Source organism: Streptococcus porcinus, from assembly GCF_901542335.1.
Lineage (GTDB): Bacteria > Bacillota > Bacilli > Lactobacillales > Streptococcaceae > Streptococcus > Streptococcus porcinus_A.
On sequence record NZ_LR594036.1, the window covers coordinates 2,012,189 to 2,034,909 of the forward strand.

Here is a 22,721-nt window from a genome sequence, read left to right on the forward strand (position 1 = left end):
CTTAAGCTCCTTTTTCTTAATCAAGTTTCACTGTTTTCCTTAGTGTCACACCTTGTTGCTTGGCAACGTAAGCAGTTGTAAAATCAGTTACCCAACCGCCAATAAAGTTCATAATTAGACCTACAAGTAAGTAACGAATAGCTAATTCCATTTGGCTTAATCCTAATGTTTTAATACCCGTCGCGATACCTAACCAAACAAATAACTCACCGGGATTGATATGAGGAAAAACACCATTGGAAGTGTGACAAAATTGCATTTGTGAAGCAACATAACTAGGTTTATAATATTCAGGCATAAAGCGTCCCATACTGATAGCCATTGGATTCCCAAGCATAAAAGCTGAGATAAAGGGAAGAATCATATAACGACTAATAGGATTTTTAGCAGATACAGCTGCCAGCTTATTCACACGCTCCTCACCTAATAAGGCAATAAAAGCATTCATAGCAACTAAGAGCATTAATACTACAGGAACAATACCTGTCATCCAACTAATAAAGGTTTCGCCACCTAATTGAAAAAGTTTCATAAAACCTTCTGCGAATTTTGTAATATAATCCATTTTAAACTCCTTTTATTTTTTTAACTGATATTTTAAACGTGTCATTAGTCCCTTCACATGGACGTCCAGATCAAGTGCCGAACTATATTTTGGAGCTTCTTGATAAGACCCAGCCTCAATTTGTAAAAATAAATCTCTAGCATCTTCAATAGCAACCTGAAGAAGTTTGTTTTCCTGACGAATTAAGGGATTATAACTGTCAAAATAGTGGATATCTTGACCTATAAATTGTGGCATTTCTTTAAAACGAGCAGCAACAGTTACACCTTGCATTTTACGTGCATCTAGAACTGTACCAGCTTGATCTATAGCGAACATAACAAGCGTGCCCGCTTTGACTTTACCTGATCTGCGACCAATTGCTACACGACCTTTTTGGCGAAGCTGGGCGTAAACATGATTGAAATGCTTTAACTGCTTCATTCCTAATATGATTTGAACAAGATATGCTACTATAACTATAATAGCGAAGACAACAATTGTATCCATCAAAAAATTCCTCTTTCTTCAGTCAATTGAATAAAAGCTTCTTGCGTTTCAAGCGACATTAATTCCCTCTTTAAGATAGGATCATTTGAAATCCTAAAGATATCGTCATAAAGTTCCAGCAACTCCGACTCCATTTCTTCTTCAATTTTTGCAGGGATCGCTATCATAAAAATCAGGGTTGCTTGCTGGCCATTTTCTTGATAAGGCCTATCTAAAATGCCTGCCATCAGTATTGGTTTTTTGTCTAGCTGGTTAAGAGCATGGGGAAGGGCAATCTGATTTCCAAATATGGTTGACTGGACTCTTTCTCTCTGGATAATTCTTTCAGTAAAGCCACAATCAACCAAACCTTCTCTAACTAAAGCGTCAGCCATTTTTGTCAAGATATCGGGATAGGTTCCTTCTGTTTGTAATCTCATGAAACGGATAATATTGCTCTGCAATCGTTTTTGATGGAAATAATGCACCCTTTGCCATTCATTTTGTAACCATTGATCATTAAATAAATTAGTAATCTGGACCAGTGGAGATTTTAACTGGCCAAATTTGAGGGGTACTGTTGTAAAAATTGCAAAGTAATCATCATCTTTTTCTGGATTAAACTGTTCCTCAGAGAATTGGGAAATTTCAATATCTGGACCTAGAACTTTTGCTAAACGCTGACAAATCAAATGAGCTGTTCCCCTACCTGTAGTACAAACAACTGCTATTTTTTTTGTGCTTTTTTCTCTAACCTTATCCTTATCACGCATAATCAGTTCAAAGTAAAGGGCTAAATAGCTACATTCAGATAACTCAAGCGGTGTTGAAAAGACTTCCTCTAAAACCTTACCTGCTACAGTCGCCATTTCAAATGCTAAGGGGTACTTGTGTTGAATTTCCCCGTGAAAAAGGTCGTTTGCTTGGATATGAAAAATCAAACGATTAACTAAAAATTTAAGATGGGTATGCATCTCAAGGAATAGTTTATGGTCATCAAAATGAACCAGTAGCCTATCCTTTACTTGCGCAATCATCTTTTGATACAAGTTAATAAAGTCCGGATCTAGCATCCCTTCTTGATAAGACAATCCTTCTATGTACTGTGTATTAAGAGCAAAAGAAATGAAGTTTCGCTCAAAGTAACTCATTGAAATATGATAATCCAACTCTAAATGATAAACGATTTCTTCCATAAAACTTGTTGAATTAACTTCATTACTATAGAAGGGGATAGCCGTTGACAAGTGATGATTTTCCTGAATTCGTTTGATACTTATAGCAATTGTATTTGTCAGCAATTCTTGAATTCTTCGCGGAAGACGATAAGATGAATAGACTTTCTCCAAGAAGGAGTAACTATCTTTTTTTAAAATTTCCGGATCAAAATAATTATAAACATGGTGGATAAATAGAAGCCTTAATTGCATTTCTGCTCCATAAATTTGGATCCCTCGGTTTGGAATACCCTTGATAGAGACTTGGTAATCACGAGCAATCATTTTGGCAGTCTTTAAGTCTTTATTGATTGTACTTCTACTTACAGCAAGTTCTTCGGCCAAATCGTCGATAATTATGGGGGAAGTCGCCTCAAGCAAACGCTTTAAGATATAAGCAACTCGTTTACTAGCTGAGTTAAAATCACTTGCTTTGCGTAAACTTCCAGTTAATATGGTTTCGAACCTTGCATAATCATATACAGCTAGTTCAATAAGATTATTCTGCTGAATAATTTCAATGTCACCATCTAGAACTGTATTTAATTGTTCAATACTTTTTGTTAGTGTTTGTGGACTAATCTGCAGCCGCTTTCTTAAATCATCAAAAGTTATCTGATTTTGAATCACTAACGCTTCTAAGATGTCATACCAACGGTTAACTAATGCCACGACTATCCTTTCTAACGGGATGTCATCCTCTTGTCTTCCCACCTGCTACATTGGTTGTAATTCCAGTAATATAGCTTGATCTGTCAGAAATATAATAGGCAACAAGATCCGCAACTTCACTGAGTTTACCACTACGTCCAAGTGGAGTCGTACTTGTGGATGAATACCCCGCACGAATTTCTTCAACGGTTTTTCCTCTAGTATATCCCAAAGCTTCTTCATAGGCGAATGTCCTTAAGCCTGTAGCTTCCATAATACCAGGAGCTATTCCAACAACACGTACTCCGTGCTTTCCTAACTCTTTTGACCATGAGCGGGTGTAAGAATAGACTGCTGCTTTTGTAGCAGCATAAACACTTTGTCCTTCAGAACCTTCAAGTCCTGCTTCAGACGCCATGTTGATGATAACACCAGATTTTTGTTCTACCAAAATTCGGCCAACTGCTTGACTAACTAAATAAAGGCCCTTTTGATTAATAGTTGTTATTTTGTCAAAAGTCTCATCGTCTAACTCGTATTGACCACGAGGATTCTTCGGGTCAACTAATAAACGTGGGATATTAATTCCCGCATTATTAACTAACGCATCTATCTTACCAAACCGCTCCAAAACTTTTGACACACCATTTTCCACTTCTTTACGAGAAGTCACATCCACCTGAACAAACATCAGATTAGGATGCTTTAAAGCATTGTCTACGATGTCAAAATTCGCAACCAGAACATCAAGCTCCAATAGTTCCTCCACTATAGCTTTACCAATGCCAGATGAGGCACCCGTAACAATCACTGCCTTACCAGCAATATTTAACCAGTCTGTCATTCCATTCCTCCTTTTTTATAATTACCAGTTAATTATAAAACGCTTTCAAACTAAAATTAAGACAGCCTTTTTTATCAACTCTTAAAATTTGTGATACTAATCAAGCCCAAACAAAAAAGCCCCTAAGGGCTTTTAACGTATGACTTTTAGAGTCGAGCATTTAACTCTGCACCTAGTTCTTCAAATCCAGGTTTACCAAGTAGGGCGAACATATTTTTCTTGTAAGCTTCAACACCTGGTTGATCAAATGGGTTAACACCATTTAGATAACCTGAAAGTGCAATTGCAATTTCAAAGAAGTAAATGGTATAGCCTAACGTAAACTCATCTTGGTTAGGGATTGTTAAGTAGGTATTTGGAACACCACCATCTGTATGGGCAAGAAGAACACCATCTGTCGCTTTTTTATTGACAAAGTCCACATCTTTACCTTGTAAGTAACCTAAACCATCAAGATCAGCTGCTTCAGTTGGAATAGTAATATTTTTACGTGGTTTATCCACACGAATAACAGTTTCAAAAAGATTACGGTAACCTTCTTGGATAAATTGTCCTAAGGAATGTAAATCTGTTGAGAAATTAGCTGAAGTTGGATAAATACCTTTTTGATCCTTACCTTCTGATTCACCAGCTAATTGTTTCCACCACTCACTAAAGTATTGAAGTGACGGTTCGTAGTTGGCAAACACTTCAGTGATATATCCTTTGCGATAAAGAATATTTCGGATAACAGCATACTGATAAGCTTCATTTTCAGAGATTTTTTCTGAAGAATAAGCTTGACGAGCTGCATTAGCACCTTCCATCAATTTAGTAATGTCTGCACCTGAAGCAGCAATCGGAAGTAAACCAACTGGTGTTAAAACAGTAAAGCGACCACCTACGCTATCTGGAACAACAAAAGTTTCCCAGCCATTAGCGTCAGCTTCTACCTTGACAGCACCTTTAGCCTTATCGGTTGTAGCATAGATACGTTTGTTAGCTTCATCTTGACCGTATTTTTTAACAAGAAGTTCTTTAAAAACACGAAAAGCAATCGCAGGTTCAGTGGTTGTGCCTGATTTTGAAATCACATTAACTGAGAAATCCTTATCAGCAACATAGTCAACTAAATCAGCAAGGTAGTTAGAAGAGATTGAGTTCCCGGCATAGAGAATCTGGGGTGCCTTACGTTCTTCAGCAGTTTGTAAGTTAACAAATGAATTGCTTAAAAAATCAATAGCAGCACGCGCACCAAGATATGACCCACCAATACCAATAACAACGAGTACTTCGCTATCAGATTGGATTTTAGTCGCTGCTTTTTGAATACGAGCAAATTCTTCTTTATCATAATCTTCTGGTAAATTCAACCAGCCTGTCATTTCAGCTCCAGGACCTGTTCCCTGACGTAAAGCCGCGTCAGCTGCAGAAACATGCATCTGCATATAGTCTAATTCATGTGGTGCAACGAATTGTCCAAGGACTTTTGAATAATCAAATTTAATATGTGACATAATATACCCCTTATAATTTTTGCCTTCATTTACTATATTAACTCTTTGTTATCATTTTTTCAATCATTTTGAAGCTTTTTTCACAATGTGTGAAATCTTTCTCTACTTTCAGAAAAAACACATGAAAATAGCGCTTCCTATAAAAAGAAAAAAATAGAGCACACACCCGAAATCGCTTAGGGCTGCTGGATTCCTCCCCTGACCCACTTCACGCACAAGTGTTGCTCCACCTAATATTCTACCATTAAAAGGACTGATTGGCAAGACCTGAACTTGCTTGCGCTTTAACTAGCTTTTTAGCTTCTTTCTTCTGGAGACGGCTCTGATGGAAAAAATCCTGCATAATTTTAGCACATTCTACTTCTAGAAGACCACTTTCTAATTCCACCCGATGATTCAGTCTTTGGTCCGTTAAAATCTGGTATAAGCTCCCTGCACCACCAAATTTTTGATTGGGAGCTCCAAAAATCACATGCGGTATCCTTGCTAGTCCAATAGCACCACTGCACATAACACAGGGTTCAATCGTTACAAAAAGAGTAGTTTCTAGTAATCTCCAATTTCCTTCGTGAACATTTGCTTCATTAATTGCCATAATTTCTGCATGCATAATAGCTTGATTTAGCTCTTCTCTGGCATTATGCCCGCGTCCGATAATTTTTCCTTCCTTAACAATGACACAACCTATTGGAATTTCAGCTTTTACCAAAGATTTCTCGGCCTCTTTCAAAGCTTCACGCATGAAAAATTCTTTTTCATCTTGACTATATGCCATTAGTTCATACTTCCTAAGTCCCATGATTTATGAGGAAATGCTAATTCTACTGGAATAGGGCCTGCATATTTTTGCGTTTCCTCTTTTAATATTTCGAGGTGACGACTTGGATCAACACCCTGCGGTGGGAGAGGAGGCATATGGGTGAGAGCTAGTTTTTTTACCTTAGCTTGCTGAGCAATTTGCCCGGCTTCTTTAGTGGTTAAGTGCGCTATATGATTTTCATTACCTTCATAAAGATAAACATCTGCCAAAAAGAGATCTGCATCTGCTGCAAATAAAGCTAAATCATCAAAATAACCAGTATCTGCAGTAAAGACTAGAACCTGTCCTGTTTGCCTCTCGACAATACGAAAAGCATAGCAAACAACAGGATGAACCGTTTTAATAAAGGAAATATCAAAAGGGCCAATGGATTGTGAACCTTCCACATCATAAGCTACACCAACAGAGACATCTGGTAAGCTTAATTTGGCAAATTCAGTTTGGTCTTCATTGTGTGCATAAATAGGTAATAGTTTAGGTTCCCATAGCTGCTTGGGGTAGAGTTGACGATAGTGACGAAGAACACCCAAATCAGCCACATGGTCAGGATGATAATGACTGATGATAACGGCATCTAAATCTAGAGGACTCACTACTTTTTCTAATTCATTTAAAGCACGGCTACCAGCATCCATTAGGAGCTGAAAGCCATCATGGCCAGTCAAAAGATATGAGGTTGTCCCTTGATCTTTATAAGGATATCCTCCCCAAGAGCCTAAGGTTGTAATTTTCATAAGACTAAACCTTCTTTCTTCATTTCCATTATTATATCAGAAATCCTCACTTCTAGCTTTCTTGAAGAATAAAAAACAAGCCCCCCTGAAGGCCTGTTTTTAAACAAAGAACAAAGTCTTTATTTACTCACTACCGAATATTAATGTATGACTCTCTTAACTTTAATGCAAGAAGAGTCGCAAGTGCTGCCTTAATAGTATCTCCTGGAATGAAGGCAAGATTAGAGACCAATGCCGCACTGATTGGCATTCCTGTATGAATGGACAACCAAATAGCACCAAAGATATCTACTAAAAGTACACCTACCACCCAAATGAGGGCAAAAATCATGAGTTTACTCTGCTTTTTAAACAGGTTAAAAAGAAAAGCAAAAAGAAAGGGAACTAGAAGCCAAGCAAAAACATACCCTGCGGTTGGCCCCATAAACACTGGAACTGTCGTGGCTTTACCTGAAAAAACTGGAACAAAAAATCCAACTAATAAGAATAAAAGAACGGACATACTTCCCTTTTTGCCACCCAATAGCAAAGCTGCAAGTATAATTCCCATATTTTGCAAAACGATAGGAACAGGAATGAAGCCCAGTGGGATTGGGGGGATAAATCCAAGGATAATAATCAAGGTTGTCATCATAGCCACGTAGGCTAAGTCTTTAGTTGTAAACATCTTTACTCCTTTTTAAAATAGATAGCTTTATGAAAAGCACATTTTGGATTAAAAGCTTTGTTACAATAGGGACAATATCCCCCTTCATAGGCCTCTAAGCTCAGCTGACTCTTACAAGAGCCACATAATACTGGAAAGGATTCAGTTTTGCCGCTGGGGCTAAAACGATGATCCTCTAAACTATCGTGGCACTGGTAACAGGCATAGTATTTTTGACAAGCTTGGCATTTTAAAGTAACAATATCTTTAGGTCCATGATAATGACAGCAACGTGATTCATGATCTAAATCCATTCCATAATAATCCATAATATCTCTTTTCTGTCTATCAGTTTAATGAAAAACAGCACCTTTGTCAACCTTGTTTTAAAAATCAGGTAACTATAGAACACTAAAAAAACAGAGCTAAACTCTGTTTTTTTAAAAGTTCCGGTTAGAAACATTATATCCATAACGCTCAAGGAAATCTTCACGAAACTCCAAAAGGTTATCGTCCATAATAGCTTGATGAACTTTTCTCATAAGATTTACCAAGAAATAGAGGTTATGATAACTTGTCAGACGAATACCAAATGTTTCGTCTGCTTTCAACAAGTGACGAATATAAGCTCGGCTATAATTTTGACAAGTATAACAATCACAATCATGATCAAGGGGAGTAAAATCTTCAGCAAATTTAGCATTCTTAACAACTAAACGTCCTTGACTAGTCATACATGTTCCGTTACGAGCGATACGGGTTGGTAGTACGCAGTCAAACATGTCAATACCACGGATAACACCATCAATCAAGCTATCTGGCGCTCCTACCCCCATCAAGTAGCGTGGTTTATTTTCTGGTAGTAAAGGTGTTGTAAAATCAAGAACAGCATTCATCTCTTCATGGGATTCACCAACAGCCAAACCACCAACGGAATACCCAGGGAAATCCATAGCGACTAAGTCAGCTGCTGATTGGCGACGTAAATCTTCAAAACCAGCGCCTTGAACAATTCCAAATAAACCTTGGTCATGTGGGCGACGATGTGCCTTGAGACCTCTTTCTGCCCAACGACTGGTTCTTTCAATTGATTTTTTGACGTAATCATAAGGTTGGTAGAATTGTGGGCATTCATCAAAACTCATCATGATATCAGACCCCAGATTATTTTGAATTGAAATTGCTTTCTCTGGGGAAAGGAACATTTTTGAACCATTAAGATGATTCTTAAAGGTTACCCCTTCCTCCGTTATATTACGAGAATCAGCTAGAGAATAAACCTGAAAACCGCCTGAGTCCGTTAGAATCGGCTGGTCCCAGTTCATAAACTTATGAAGCCCTCCAGCTTTTGCAATCAATTCATCTCCAGGTCGTAACCACAAATGGTAGGTATTGGAGAGAATAATCCCTGAGCCCATCTGTTTGAGTTCTTCAGGAGATTGTGTTTTAACAGTAGCCTGTGTACCAACGGGCATGAACATAGGAGTTGGGAAAGTTCCATGGGGTGTAATAATTTCCCCAAGGCGAGCCCCAGTATGTTTTTCTTTTTTTATGAGACGGTACTTTATTGGATAATCAGTCATTTTTTCCTCGCTTTCAAGAATAACAGTCTTGCGCTTTAATCAAACTAAGTATGACCTAGACTTTTTCGTCTATAGCTCTATTATTCTATCAAAAAAAAGAGGGCTTGTCATGACCCTTAAGGAACAATCTAGTATTCGAAAAGCTTTCTAACTTATGCTATAATAAAATATACTAAAAGGAGGCTAAATGAAATTATCTCAATACAAAACCCAAGCTAAAGCTACACTAAAAGGCTTGCCTGGTAAATACCAGTTATTTTTTCTTCCCATTTTATTTATTTTCTTTTTAATTAGTGTTCAAATTCATCAAAATTATTTAATTGAAGAACAAATTCAACTGTCTATCTTTGCTTCAATCTTTCCAACCATTCTAAATATTATCTCGAGCTTATTAGGTCTCTCCGCTGCTTTTACCATCTTAAAGGTCATTCGACGCCAGCAAAACCGAGTATCTTTTAATGATATAGGCCTCAGCTTTTCTAGACCTTTTTTCTGGAAAATTCTCTTCCTTGGCTTGATTCGTTAGCTCCTTTTATTGGTTTGGTCACTTATTTTTTTTGTTGGGGTCGGAATCATAGTATTAGGTATCTATCTCTATCAGATGAATGGTTTATCGGTAGCGCTTTTTCCCCTTATTATTGGGGTTATGACTAGTCTTATTGGTCTTGCTATTGCTATTAATCGTCAATATGCCTATTCAAAAAGCCAGTATATTTTATTTGATCAATTACAAAATGGAAACTATACTGGAGCATCAGATATCATTGATAAGAGTGTCTCCTTAACAAAAGGTTACAAGTGGAAAAATTTTCTTTTACATCTTAGTTTTCTAGGATGGTTTATTCTCTTACTATTATCTTTTGGGTTATTAATCATTTATCTCTATCCTTACCTAATAACCTCTGAACTCTATTTCTACGAAGACCTTAAAGCTTCTAAAGAAGTGGTAAAGTAGCAGAAGTAATACCTAAAACAAATCTAGATAAAACATCTTCTTTTATTATATGATATGAAAAAACCAACAAGGCTATATGTACTGACCCCCAAAAGTTGGACATTATATTTTAAGCAAAGGATTTAGTTCTGTATTATACGGGATTAAGTCCTTTTAGTTTTACTTTGATCCGTTTATTGTTGTAATAATCAATATATTTTTTAATAGCTTTTTCTAAATCTCCCAGAGATTTATAGTAGCTCTCATAGCCATAGAACATTTCTGACTTTAATATGCCAAAGAAGGATTCCATCATCCCATTGTCAGGGCTGTTTCCTTTACGTGACATAGATGGACGGATACCTTTAGAGTTTAAAAAGTGATGATAATAGTTGTGCTGATACTGCCAGCCTTGATCACTATGTAAAATAGTTCCGTTATAGTATTTATCTGGAAATGTCTTTTCTAGCATCGTTTTAATTTGGTTTAAGTTAGGAGAACGTGAAATGGTATAGTTTATTATCTCGCTATTATAACCATCAAGAACTGGTGATAAATAGAGTTTTCCCTCAGGTAAAGCAAATTCAGTCACATCGGTGTAACACTTCTCAAAAGGTTTAGAGGCTTCAAAATGGCGTTGAATAAGGTTATCTGCTTTCTTTCCAACCTCACCCTTATAAGATGAATAGCGTCTTTTGCGACGTATTCTCGCTGTTAAACCTAGTTCTTTCATCAAGCGCTGAACTCTTTTGTGGTTGATGATAAAACCTCTGTTACGCAGTTCCAAAGTGATTCGACGATAGCCATAGTTACCTTTATGTTTCTGATAGACTTCTTGAATTTGGTCTTTAATGGACTTGTCTAAATCATCTTGTTCTAGTTGCTTAAGATGATAGTAATAGGTAGAACGAGCTAATTGAGCTGCTCTTAGAAGTAAACCTAATCTAAATCCTCCATCAACCATTTCTTTAATGATTTCTGTCGTTCTTTCTCGATAGCTTCGTCCCGTTCTTCTAACTCTTTTAACTTTTTTAGGAAGGCGTTCTCCGTTCTGAGATATTCGTTCTCTTCCTGAAGGCGCTCTAATTCAGTCATTTCTTCCCAAGTTTTCTTTGGTTTACGTCCCATTTTTGCTGGTCTCCCTTTTGTTGTCTCAACAATAGTATAACCATTTTTCTTGTATTGCGCTATCCAATTGGCAAGAGTTCCTGGATTTGGGAAGGCGTAATCTAGAGAAACTGACATTAAGGATTGCCCATCTTTCAAGACTTTATTAATCATTTCTTGCTTCATTTCAGGTGAATAAGCTTGGTACTTTTGCTTCTTAACGATCTCGACTCCATAACGATCCATCAGTCGAATGGTATATTTTAAGTTGCAGCGGGTTACTCCAAATTGAATCTCTAATTGAGTCCAGGAAACACCTGACTTCTTTAAACGATAAATTTCTAATTTATCTTCATAACTTAATTTCATACAAAAACACCCCAAATGTTAGATTTTTTGTCTAACTTTTGGGGTGCAGTGCAATATCCTTGTTGGTTTTTGTCACATTGATTAATAGAGACGTTTACTTTTCTTCTGACATTCTGGACAAATCCCATAAGCAATGATAGGAATACGAGTAACTTTATAGCCAGTTTGGTCATAAGCTTCCTTAGCGACATCCATCACATCGACATCCATGAAATCAGCAATCTTACCGCAGTCCTCACAAACCACATTAACATGTTGGTGACCCATAAAATCATAATATGTGGTTAAATCGTTGGAAATTTTAATTTCAGAAACAAACCCCTCATCTACTAGTACTTTTAAATTATTGTAAACGGTGGCCAAGCTCATGTTAGGAAAATCGTCCTTTAAATCGCGGTAAATTTTGTCCGCACTTGGATGCTCTGTTGACAAAACCATATATGAAATAATAGCCTTACGCGTTTCTGTAATCCTAATATGTCTTTCTCGTAGATGCTCTAAAACATTTTCAAAGGCATCTAAAGCTTGTTGGTTATGTGAATGAACATCCATAAGCAATCTCCTAACAATCTATTTTCGCGGGTAGTTTTAATCTTGATTCAATATAATATTCCGATAGTCTATTTTGAGGCATCTATTCATAACAATATCTTGACGGCCACTAGCCCTTAAAAGCTTTTCAGCTTCCTGACTTTGGAGACCTAATTGTGCCCAAAAAACCTTTGCGTCCGTTTCGATAAAATCCTCTGCAACTTGCGGCAAAGCTTCACTGCGTCTAAAAACATCAACAATATCAATAGATATGGGAATGTCTTGTAAGCTTGCATAAACTTTTTGTCCTAAAACGGTTTGACCAGCTAGTTTAGGGTTGACGGGGATTATCTGATAATCCATTGCCTGCAAAAACTTAGCAACACCATAAGCAGCCGTTTCAGGTCGATCTGAAAGTCCAACAACAGCAATTGTTTTAGCCTGGCTAAGGTAGGTTTTTAGTATTGCTTCTGGTGGATTTTGAAAGGTGTAAGTCATTGATTCCCCATTTCCCTATCATAAGTGATCTTTACAATCACTGTCAGTACAATTTCCCTTTCATTATAACATAAAAATATTAGATCGCTAAAAAAACTTTAAACCCTAGACTCTTCAAGGCTTATTTGGCTTCATACCATGATTGGCCTGAATTCTCGTCCGCACGTAAGGGTACCGCCAAGTCAACAGCATCTTCCATTATTTCCTTGACCAGTTGCCGAACAGCAACTAATTCTTGATTGGGCACCTCAAGGACAATTTCATCATGCACTTGAAGTAACATTTTAGCCTTAAACGCTCTGTCGGCTAGGGCTTTATCTAGGTTAATCATGGCTATTTTAAGAATATCTGCTGCGCTCCCCTGAATAGGTGAATTAATGGCTGTTCGCTCCGCAAAAGATCTTACGTTGAAATTACGAGAATTGATATCCGGTAATTCACGGCGACGCTTAAAGAGTGTTTCAACATAGCCCTTGTCCTTAGCTTCTCGAACTACAGAATCCATATATGCCTTAATACCTGGGTAACGTTCAAAGTAGGTGTCAATATAGTCACGCGCTTTTTTACGACTAATCCCCAAATTGTTTGAAAGCCCAAAATCAGAGATACCATAAACGATACCAAAATTAACAGCCTTGGCATTACGACGATCATTTGGAGTAACATCTGTTTCTTTCTCAATACCGAAAACACGCATAGCCGTTGCTGTATGAATATCAGCATTGTTATTAAAAGCAGCAATTAAATGTTCATCACCTGATATATGCGCCAAGACACGTAATTCAATTTGTGAATAATCAGAACTTAAGAGAACCGAATCATCACTAGATGGGGTAAAGGCTTTACGGATTAGACGTCCCTGTTCCATTCGTATTGGAATATTTTGTAGGTTGGGATCAGTACTCGATAAGCGGCCTGTTTGCGTCAAGTCTTGAACATAACGTGTATGGATTTTGCCATCTTCCATAATATAGTCTTGTAAACCAATCAAATAGGTTGATTGCAATTTCGTAATTTGTCGGTAATCAAGTATCTTAGCAACAATTGGTGCAATCGGAGCCAATCGTTCCAAGACATCAACAGCTGTTGAATAGCCCGTTTTAGTTTTCTTAGTCATTGTCAAAGGTAGCTGCATTTTCTCAAAAAGGATACTACCTAATTGTTTTGGTGAATTAATATTGAACTCTTCACCCGCTAAGTCATAAATTTCTTGTGTCAGAGCGTCAATAACATTCCTATTCTGCTCGGCCATTTCCATAAGAGTATGTTTATTGACTTTTATACCAGCAATTTCCATCTTAGCCAGGACATTCGCCAATGGCAACTCAATCTTGTAATAGAGGTCACTTTGTCCGTTATCCCCCAATTTTTCCAGCATAACTGGCTTACTAGCCACAAGAACAGCCACCTTACGAGCTAAATGGTCAAAAAGAAGATCTTTAGCTGGGAAGGCACGTTTAACACCTTTCCCATAGATAGTCTCATCGGACTCTAAGCTGATACTAGTGTGTAACCTAGCAATAGTCGCTAGTTCATTATCATCCACATTTGACAAAAGGTAATTTGCGAGACGTGCATCAAAAGCAGCCTCGGGAATCTCTATCCCCAGATGATTTAAAAGAACTTTTGTCCTCTTGAAATCATAGGTAAGAATTGGTTTCTCTAAAACTTTTGTAAACAAAGGCTGACGCAGTAATTCAGGATTCTGACTGACATAAATAGCCTCTTGATTCCCCCAAGCAAAAGCAGTTATGGCTTCGCGGTGATAATTGTCTTTTAGGATTTCAAAGTAGAAAAAACTATCCTCAGCAAACATTTTGTCCGTCACATTATCAACGACTTCCTGATAGGTCATTTCAATAACTGAAGAACTTGGTAATTGCGTTTTTAAAGCTGTCCGCAATTGCACAAAGCCCATCTCATCGTAAAATGCAGCTAAAGCATCAACGTTTGGTCCCCGATAAACCAAATCTTCTAAACCAATGGTTATCGGTGCATCTGTATTGATTGTTGCAAGGGTTTTAGATAAAAAGGCCTGTTCCTTGTCATTAATCAAGTTTTCTTTCATTTTAGAAGCCTTAAAATGATTAATATTAGCATAGATACCTTCTAAACTACCATATTCATGTAGTAACTTGAGGCCTGTTTTTTCTCCAATTTTAGTGACCCCAGGGATATTATCTGATTTATCTCCCATTAAGGCTTTAAGGTCAATAAACTGCTCCGGTGTCAATCCCATTTTTTCCATCAGGTAGGCTGGAGTGAATTCTTCAAATTCCGCCACTCCCTTTTTGGAGATTTCGACCACGGTATTCTCGTCAGTCAATTGGATCAAGTCCTTGTCACCACTAACAATGGTGACATCAAATGGCACCTCTGTCCGCTCTGCCATTTTATCAAGAGTTCCGATAATATCATCAGCTTCGTAGTTATCCAGATCATAGAAAGGCACCCCGAGAGCTGTCAGCATTTCACGGATATAAGGAAATTGCTCGCGGAATTCATCCGGAGTCTTAGCACGTCCAGCCTTGTAGTCGGCGTACATCTCGGTCCGGAAAGTAGTTTTGCCCGCATCAAAAGCCACCAGAATATGAGTCGGTTGCACCCGCTTCATCATATGGTCCAACATCAAGTGGAAACCATAAATAGCATTCGTATGGAGGCCGGACTGATTCCGGAAACGATCAATTTGGTTGTAAAGAGCGAAAAAAGCACGAAAGGCTACAGAAGAGCCATCAATTAATAATAGTTTATTCTTGTTTTCCATAGCCTTATTATAACACAAGCCTAGCCTCTTTGACCTTTTAAAGCAACCACCAAAAAACCTTTGAATCATCTTCAAAGGTTTTGTTATGGCAATTCTTTTAGTTAATCCATTTTTTAACTTTATCTTGGTTAGCTTTAACCCATTTTTTTGCAGCATCTTCTGGTTTCATACCGTTGTTCATATCTAACATGACTGATTCCATATCTGCTGTTGTCCAATGGAATTTATCAACAATCTTGTAAAGTTTTGGCATGTCTTTTTTCAGGCCTTTACGAGCAATACTATTGATATTTTCTTCTGAACCTAAAGTTTTCTTAGGGTCTTTAAGATATTTCAAATCGTATTTAGAGAACATCCAGTGTGGCGACCAACCGGTTACAACGATTTCTTCCTTGTTCTTAATAGCTTGGTCTAGGGAAGTTGTCATGGCGCCGGTTGAAGATAAGACTAACTCCCAGTCAGACAAGTTTGGGTAAGCCTTCAATGTCTTTTGTGTAGCAGTTGTAATCCCTGCACCTGGCTCAATACCGGTAATTTTTTTCTTGGCTTGGTCCGATAAATCCTCAATGCTGTTTACATTTTTCATATACTTGGGAACAACCAGACCTAATTTAGTTCCTTTCAGATTAGGACCTAAATTGTCCACTTGATTTTTATATTTTTTCATATGTTCGGCTTGTGTGACGGGCAACCAAGGGCTTACTGTAAAGTCGGCATTACCATTAGCGACAGTTTGCCACATAACAGCATTATCTAGTGGCGTCATTTCTACACGGTAGCCTTCTTGTTTTAAAACTTCAGCAATAACATTAGTTGAAGCAATTTCTGAATCCCATTGCATATAAGCAATTTTGACCTTTTCACCCTTTTCACCTGAACCTGAACTCATACTTACAATAGTTTGGCCAAGGGCTGCAATGATAAAAAATCCTAAGGCTAGCAAACCAACTACTTTATTGGTTTTGCCAGCTGCTGCTTTATCTTCTTGCTTACTATTAATACTTTGTGTTGTACGGTCTAGAATGATAGCTAAAATAACTAAAGCCAATCCAGAAACAAAACCAGTACCAATATCAGCATGTTGTAAGGCTGATAAAACCTCACGACCAAGACCAGGGGCACCAATCATTGATCCTGTAACAACCATAGAAAGTGCTAACATCATGGTCTGGTTAATTCCCGCCATGATAGTATTCTTAGCTAAAGGAAGTTCAACTTTTAATAATTTTTGCCGAGGAGTTGAACCAAAAGCATCTGACGCTTCTACCAACTCTGTTGAGATATTACTAATCCCTAAGTTGGTAAACCGAACAGTCGGTGGTAAGGCAAAAATAACAGATGCGAAAACTCCTGGAACCATTCCAATACCAAAGAAAGCAACAGCTGGAATAAGGTAAACAAAGGCTGGCATGGTTTGCATAAAGTCCAAAATAGGGTTAACAATTTGTCTAACGGTAGCACTTTTAGCCATCCAAATCCCTAGTGGAATTCCTATAATGATTGAAATTAAACTGGCTACTAAGACCAAGGTGAAAGTATTAATCAAATGTTCCCATAAACCTTGGTTATAGATAAAGAGCAAACCAAGAAAAGTAAAGGTTGCCAAAGGCCATTTCTTCTTAGCTAAGAAAAAAACAGCTGCTGTTACTAATACAATAAATAGTAAAGGATTAATAAATAAAAGTACACTTGTTATCCAATCCATTACATAACTTCCAATGGTTTGTAGAAAATTAAACAAACCAGAGAAAGTATGCGTTAGCCACTCTGTCAATTTTTCTACCAGCTTAGCCACTGGTAATTTTGTTTCTAATATATTTCCCAAAATATTATCTCCCTCTTACTCAGATTGCTCTGCCATTACCGTCCCATTTTTAAGGGATTGGTCTGCGACCTCTTGCTCAGTATCTACCGTTCTAATGATCGTAGTGTCGTCTTCTTCTGGAATATTAGCCAAGGCTTCGATGACACGTCCACGGATGATAACACCCAAGAGACGGTTTTGCTCATCAGTAACAGCAATAGGCGCTGATGAATCATAGATTAACGGCATAATGTCTGTAATAGTAGTGTCTTTATCAACAGTTCTGACCTCACGATCAATTACTGCTTCTAGAGGCAAACCTTCTTTTCTTGCCTTGATAGCAGCGTCAGCCGTCAGCGTACCTACAAGTTGACGCCGTCTATTCGTTGCCATAAGCATCGAAACCTCTTCAGTATGCATGCGATTTAGAGCAACTTGTGGACCATCAATTTCCACTGTTGTCGTAAATGGTTTGATCATAATATTTTGTGCGGTTAAAACTTTAGAGCGATCAACATCTTCTACGAACTCACGAACAAAATCATTGGCTGGGTTAGTTAAAATTTCTTCTCCTGTCCCAATCTGCATGATTTGACCATCTTTCATAAGGGCAATCCTATCACCGATACGGAGTGCTTCATTTAGATCATGGCTGATAAAGATTATGGTTTGACCAGTTGAATCTTGTAAATCTACTAATTCATCTTGCATATCACGTCTAATTAACGGATCAAGGGCAGAGAAAGCTTCATCCATCAAAAGTATTTTAGGGCCATTTGCAAGTGCTCTTGCTAAGCCCACTCGCTGTTGCATACCACCTGATAGCTGATTTGGGTATTGATCTTTAAAACTAAGCAAACCTGCATTGTCAAGGGCTTTTTCAGCCCTCTCTTGGCGTTCCGCTTTTGGCACACCCCTTAATTCTAATCCGAACTCCGTATTCTCTAAGATGGTTTTATGTGGGAAAAGAGCAAAGCTTTGAAAAACCATATTAATATCATGACGTCTGACTTCTCGGAGATTTTCTGCATTCATTTTTGAGATATCTTTTCCTTCAAGTTCAATTGCTCCCGCAGAGGGTTCAATCAATCGATTAAGCATTCGAACTAAAGTTGATTTACCACTCCCTGATAGGCCCATAATAACGAATATTTCGCCTTCTTTGACATCGAAGCTTGCATCATAGACTCCTACAGTTGCCCCTGTTTTCTTAAAGATTTCTGTCTTACTCTTCCCTTGCTTTATCATCTCTAAGGCAACTTTTTGCTTTTTTCCAAATATTTTTGTCAAATGCCTAACTTCTAGTATATTTCCCATCGTAAACCTCTCTTATTTATTCTTTAACAGTTTCATAATAATCATATAGAAAATCCTTCTCACTTTCTCATAATTATCAACGAAACCTTTCATATTCCAAACAGAACATATAAGATAATATCATGTGTGGTCACTTATGTCAACTCTGAACCCTCACTAAAATGACCTAAAAACCCTTAGCAATCGCTTTCTTCCCTCTGCTACTATTGACAAATAACCTTCAAGAACACCTTCAGATCAACAAGTGACCGCATAAAAAAAGAAGTGGATTGTATTCCACAACTTTTTTATGATAAACAAGTATATACTTGAAGGTGACTAGGAAGGACTTTTAATGTTACAGGGAGATAGTCACCTTGGTCTCCATCAACGTTTGTTTGTAATTTCTCATTTTTAACAGTAATGGTTACCTTTTTAACTTTTTCATAAGCCACAATATCATCCGTTTGACTCTCTTTTGAAAATAGTGTTGGCAACGCTTTTAAAGTCTCCGAAAAAGTTTGATCTTTAGTAAATACCAAATGTAAGAAGCCATCATCCACCTCAGCCTCTGAGGTAAAACGATCCATGCCACCAACTGAATTAGTTAATCCGACTAAAATTAAGGATCCTTTAATTTCATTTCTTTTTTCAGGTGTAATCATTTCAAATTCATAAGTTTTATTCCCTAAAATTTCCTTCATTCCTGAAATGATATAAGCCATTGGACCAAGAAACGTTTTCTGTTTGTCGTCCACATTATTAATGGAAGCTGGAATATTACCAATAGCCACAATGTTGGTAAAATAGGTATCATTTACTTTACCAATATCTAAAGGACGAGTCTCCTCAAAATTCAAGCTATCAATAGCTTTTTGAGGATCTAGGGGAATCTCTAAAGCCCTAGCTAGATCATTGACTGTTCCCAGTGGTAGAAAACCAAAATTTGGCACATAATCTTGCTCAGCAATGCCGTTGACTGCTTCGTTAACTGTCCCATCTCCACCCATAACAAAAATACTGTCATAATGCTTTTCCGAAGCTTCTCGTGCAAAAACTTTAGCGTCACCTATATCCTCTGTATATCGTGTGTCCACACGATCAAAATGCTTTGTTAGTTTATCACGCGCTACTTTTTCAAATTCCTTGGCTTGCTCGCCACCAGAAGCTGGATTAACTATTAATAACACTTTCTTCATAGAACTCCCCCTTATTTCTCTCCTTATTTTCCTACATTTTAACATAAAATCCTTTTGATAGCTTAGCTCAACTATTATTTGAATTGGAAGAGGGATCCATGTTTATCATCCTTTTATAAGGTAATAAAGAAAGAGGGAATAAAAAAGAAGACAAAGTAACTTTGTCTTCATAGTGATCCCACTTTCAATACTTTAAGATTATAGCAAAGCTTTAAATTGAATATTAGAATCTTCTAAGAAGCAATCATCAAAGCCTCTTGGATGATGGTACTCGATTTTATCTTTGTCTAATGGATAAGTATATTTTCCACCAACTTCCCATATGAAAGGATGGAAATTGTATTGTAATCTTTCCTTCCGCATTTTCCAAAGTTCCAAAATTTCATCTGTTGAAGCCATGAAGTTGGACCAAATGTCATAGTGGACTGGGATGATAACTTTGGCACGGAGATTTTCTGCCATTCTTAACAAGTCCACAGAAGTCATCTTATCCTGAATACCAAGTGGGTTTTCACCATAATTATTGAGAGCGACATCAATTGAGAAATCACGGCCATGTTTGGCAAAATAATTTGAGAAGTGTGAATCTGCTCCATGATAAATAGTTCCACCTGGTGTTTCAAAAACGTAGTTTACAGCTTTACGAGCCATCTCTTCATCTGTTACAGCCAAGCCAGCTAATTCACCGTCTTGAGCATCTGCACCTTCAACAGGTAAGGTAACTAGACAGGTACGGTCAAAAGATTCTACAGCAGTAACTTTCATATCTTTAATTGTAATGCTATCACCTGGTTTTACAATAATAATTCGTTCCTCAGGAACACCCCATTTTTTCCAAATTTCGCCACATTCATACGGACCAACCAATTTCACATGAGCTAATTTTGGATTATTAATAACTGCTGCAGCTGTATTAATATCAATATGATCACTATGGAAGTGGGAAACAAAGTAATAGTCTAGTTCATTAATAGCAAAAGGATCAATAACCATAGGCTGAACCCGCAAATTAGGTTGTAATTTGCGAACACCAGCCATATTAGCCATCTGATGCCCGCGAACCATATCTTTGACCTTTTTAGTTGACTTCCCTCTATTTGACCAGAGATCCATCACGATGTTAGCTCCAGCTGGCGTTTTAATCCAAATACCACAATTCCCTAGCCACCACATAGAGACATTGTTTTCAGGAACTACTTCTTCTTCAATTTCTTCATTCAACCATGTTCCCCATTCTGGAAATGTGCTTAAAATCCACGATTCACGAGTAATGTCTTGTACTTTTGCCATTAATGCTTTCCTCCGATAATAATGATTTATGTACTTTAAGTATATTACTCTCTCGAAAACTAAAAAAGACCAAGTCTCACACAGCTATGTGTTCAAAAATGGACGCTTTAAAAGGTGACGAAACTAAAAAATCCCCAACAGTCATTCCGTCCTTGGGAAGCGTCGAGGTATGTCTAACTATTCTTAAAGTCTTGAAGTAGCTCGCGATGAATAAGAGCTTCTATTTCCATTTTCAAGCCATAGTTTTCGGATTCATCAGCAACATATTGACTGATGCATTTTGCTAATTGGTCCGTAAAACGTGACTCTTTATTAATATTTTGCCGCTTAGCGAGACGAATTAATGATAAGATATGATCATCATTCAATATGGGGTCAACAGTGATAGTAGTAAATGGACTATCCAAATCTCGATTTGTCGTAATAACAACATCAACATCTAAAAGATCTTTAACACTTTCAAACTGTTCTGTAGTAAAAACTGCTAGGATGTGCTCACTTTTTAAGTATTGACTACATTGCTGAAGTACAATTTTTTGAATAGCAATGCCATCGTCAGAAACGATAATAAATCGCGTTTCTTCCACTTTATCAAGACTATTTCTAAGCTCCCCACCTAAATGAATAGTTAAAAATGCAAGATCATCATCTGATAAGTGAATTGCCCAGGCCTCTTCTAAAATAGTCGCACAAGAAACTGTTTCCTGATATAAAGTTTGGTACCGCTTTTGAATGTGCTCAGTTAGAGGATTAACTGATGAAATCCCATATTTCTTACGGTAAATTAGAGCCTTACAGTGTTGGGTTAGTTGTTTAATCAATTCCTGCTTATGAGTGAACTGCAAATCAAACCGATCTTCAAGAGCCTTAATAAAATGGCTAAGCGTCGTCCGCATATCATCATAATCTGGACTTTCTACATGACTATCTTTATCCTTTCGAAAAGATAGCATTAACATAGCTACTAAGCCAACTTCAATATCATCTAAATGTAATTTAAAACGTTTATACAGCTCTTTTGCTAAGTCCTTGGCAATATAATATTCTTTACGCTTCCAAATCAGATTAAAATCTTTTTTTAAGGTTTCAATAACCTGATAATCGCAGCGCATATTACGATAACTTAATAAGATAAAGGGTAGAATTTGAATCATAAAATGACTATCTTGGCTGTTAATACGCTTCCCTAGCTGAACTTGTGAATCAGAGAGGTAGTCATCCAGAACGCGAGTAAACTCACTTGAAAAATAAGTTGTCTTTGCTAAATGTTCTTCTAATTTATGATTAAAGAAATCAAGGAAGGTTTGATTGCCTCCGTGGTATATATCATCTAACATCTTGTAGAGAAATTGAATATATGATAAAGGATAACATTCAAAGTAATAACCCATTGACTTTGTCGAATGCAGTTGAATGGAGTACTCGTAAGCTGCCAAGGCCTCACGCAATTCATTTAGATCGTTCAAAATCGTATTACGAGACACATCATTGATCTGCATTAACTTCTCAATCGTGACACGTTGTGTCGAAATCGCGATAAAGATAGCAGATAATTTCATGCGCTCATCGCTTTTCATAACATAGTTATAATCCGTCACATCTTTCAGTAAATACCGACAAGCTTCTTTTTGTTTCTGGTCTAAGAGAATTCCAATACGTGGCAAAGAAATAATCTGACTAACCACCTCAGGCAAAGCCTCATTAATTTTTTCTAAGTGGTAATAGACCTTTCGCCGTGATTGTCCTAATGCTTTTGAAATGGCCATTACCGTCTGAGGCTTATCAAGTTTAATCAAATAAGATAACAAATCGTAGCTTTTTTTATCTAGCAAGAGCACCATTTCAATCTTCCCCTTAAAATCTATCTTTGCCTATTTTATCATTATTTCAGCGACATTGCAT

19 protein-coding genes, 1 other RNA gene and 1 pseudogene are annotated in these 22,721 nt (G+C 37.3%); 1 reads left to right on the forward strand and 20 read right to left on the reverse strand.

Annotated elements, in window-relative coordinates; all coding sequences use genetic code 11:
• Positions 1-16: 16 nt before the first annotated feature.
• From FGK96_RS09740 to tgt, 11 genes are all read right to left on the reverse strand, one after another.
• Complete coding sequence (locus FGK96_RS09740) at positions 17-565, reverse strand: PTS glucitol/sorbitol transporter subunit IIC (protein ID WP_138083356.1); 549 nt, start codon at positions 563-565, stop codon at positions 17-19.
• 12 nt (positions 566-577) lie between these two features.
• Entirely contained in the window at positions 578-1,054 is a 477-nt protein-coding gene (locus FGK96_RS09745; RefSeq protein WP_138083535.1) for a transcriptional regulator GutM, read from the reverse strand.
• Complete coding sequence (locus tag FGK96_RS09750; RefSeq protein ID WP_138083357.1) at positions 1,054-2,922, reverse strand: BglG family transcription antiterminator; 1,869 nt, start codon at positions 2,920-2,922, stop codon at positions 1,054-1,056. The genes FGK96_RS09745 and FGK96_RS09750 overlap by 1 nt, the downstream gene beginning before the upstream one ends.
• Before the next feature lie 22 nt (positions 2,923-2,944).
• Positions 2,945-3,745, reverse strand: coding sequence for an SDR family oxidoreductase (locus FGK96_RS09755; protein ID WP_138083358.1), 801 nt, complete (start codon positions 3,743-3,745; stop codon positions 2,945-2,947).
• A 146-nt stretch (positions 3,746-3,891) separates the two neighbouring features.
• Positions 3,892-5,241 (reverse strand): glucose-6-phosphate isomerase, encoded by a 1,350-nt coding sequence (locus tag FGK96_RS09760; RefSeq protein WP_003085392.1) that lies wholly within the window; start codon positions 5,239-5,241, stop codon positions 3,892-3,894.
• Between the two features lie 145 nt (positions 5,242-5,386).
• Positions 5,387-5,476: signal recognition particle sRNA small type (gene ffs / locus FGK96_RS09765), an RNA gene on the reverse strand.
• Positions 5,477-5,485: 9 nt separating this feature from the next.
• A complete protein-coding gene (tadA, locus tag FGK96_RS09770) occupies positions 5,486-6,016 on the reverse strand; it encodes a tRNA adenosine(34) deaminase TadA (protein ID WP_138083359.1) in 531 nt (176 codons plus the stop codon).
• Complete coding sequence (locus FGK96_RS09775; protein WP_138083360.1) at positions 6,016-6,795, reverse strand: MBL fold metallo-hydrolase; 780 nt, start codon at positions 6,793-6,795, stop codon at positions 6,016-6,018. Before FGK96_RS09775 ends, tadA begins: the two co-directional genes overlap by 1 nt.
• A gap of 130 nt (positions 6,796-6,925) precedes the next feature.
• The gene (locus FGK96_RS09780; protein ID WP_138083361.1) at positions 6,926-7,462 is read right to left on the reverse strand and encodes a biotin transporter BioY; all 537 of its coding nucleotides are present in this window, start codon (positions 7,460-7,462) and stop codon (positions 6,926-6,928) included.
• A 2-nt stretch (positions 7,463-7,464) separates the two neighbouring features.
• Positions 7,465-7,770 carry a CHY zinc finger protein gene (locus FGK96_RS09785; RefSeq protein WP_138083362.1) on the reverse strand — a complete coding sequence of 102 codons (306 nt, stop codon included), beginning with the start codon at positions 7,768-7,770 and terminating at the stop codon, positions 7,465-7,467.
• 111 nt (positions 7,771-7,881) lie between these two features.
• Positions 7,882-9,024 (reverse strand): tRNA guanosine(34) transglycosylase Tgt, encoded by a 1,143-nt coding sequence (tgt, locus tag FGK96_RS09790; protein WP_138083363.1) that lies wholly within the window; start codon positions 9,022-9,024, stop codon positions 7,882-7,884.
• Positions 9,025-9,211: 187 nt separating this feature from the next.
• Between tgt and FGK96_RS10680 the strand changes: the two are divergent.
• A pseudogene (locus tag FGK96_RS10680) lies at positions 9,212-9,979 on the forward strand (DUF975 family protein).
• Positions 9,980-10,112: 133 nt separating this feature from the next.
• Here the strand turns inward: FGK96_RS10680 and FGK96_RS09800 are convergent.
• The 9 genes from FGK96_RS09800 to FGK96_RS09840 form a co-directional block, all read right to left on the reverse strand.
• Positions 10,113-11,434 (reverse strand): IS3 family transposase gene (locus tag FGK96_RS09800; RefSeq protein ID WP_138083301.1). Its coding sequence is split into 2 segments (ribosomal slippage): positions 10,113-10,993 and positions 10,993-11,434, totalling 1,323 coding nucleotides; the frame shifts between segments, so codons are not numbered across the junction.
• A gap of 81 nt (positions 11,435-11,515) precedes the next feature.
• On the reverse strand, positions 11,516-11,986 hold the full coding sequence (perR, locus tag FGK96_RS09805; protein WP_138083364.1) for a peroxide-responsive transcriptional repressor PerR: 471 nt from the start codon (positions 11,984-11,986) through the stop codon (positions 11,516-11,518).
• Positions 11,987-12,022: 36 nt separating this feature from the next.
• Positions 12,023-12,463: a CoA-binding protein gene (locus FGK96_RS09810; protein WP_138083365.1), complete on the reverse strand. Its 441-nt coding sequence runs from the start codon at positions 12,461-12,463 to the stop codon at positions 12,023-12,025.
• A gap of 121 nt (positions 12,464-12,584) precedes the next feature.
• Positions 12,585-15,230: a DNA polymerase I gene (polA, locus tag FGK96_RS09815; RefSeq protein ID WP_138083536.1), complete on the reverse strand. Its 2,646-nt coding sequence runs from the start codon at positions 15,228-15,230 to the stop codon at positions 12,585-12,587.
• Between the two features lie 97 nt (positions 15,231-15,327).
• A complete protein-coding gene (locus tag FGK96_RS09820) occupies positions 15,328-17,055 on the reverse strand; it encodes an ABC transporter permease/substrate binding protein (protein WP_138083366.1) in 1,728 nt (575 codons plus the stop codon).
• 15 nt (positions 17,056-17,070) lie between these two features.
• Positions 17,071-18,351, reverse strand: a complete 1,281-nt coding sequence (locus FGK96_RS09825; RefSeq protein ID WP_138083367.1) for a quaternary amine ABC transporter ATP-binding protein — start codon at positions 18,349-18,351, stop codon at positions 17,071-17,073.
• 287 nt (positions 18,352-18,638) lie between these two features.
• Positions 18,639-19,529: a diacylglycerol/lipid kinase family protein gene (locus tag FGK96_RS09830; protein WP_138083368.1), complete on the reverse strand. Its 891-nt coding sequence runs from the start codon at positions 19,527-19,529 to the stop codon at positions 18,639-18,641.
• Between the two features lie 198 nt (positions 19,530-19,727).
• Positions 19,728-20,819 carry an L-ascorbate 6-phosphate lactonase gene (gene ulaG, locus FGK96_RS09835; RefSeq protein ID WP_138083369.1) on the reverse strand — a complete coding sequence of 364 codons (1,092 nt, stop codon included), beginning with the start codon at positions 20,817-20,819 and terminating at the stop codon, positions 19,728-19,730.
• 173 nt (positions 20,820-20,992) lie between these two features.
• On the reverse strand, positions 20,993-22,657 hold the full coding sequence (locus FGK96_RS09840) for a BglG family transcription antiterminator (RefSeq protein WP_172601644.1): 1,665 nt from the start codon (positions 22,655-22,657) through the stop codon (positions 20,993-20,995).
• Positions 22,658-22,721: the final 64 nt, after the last annotated feature.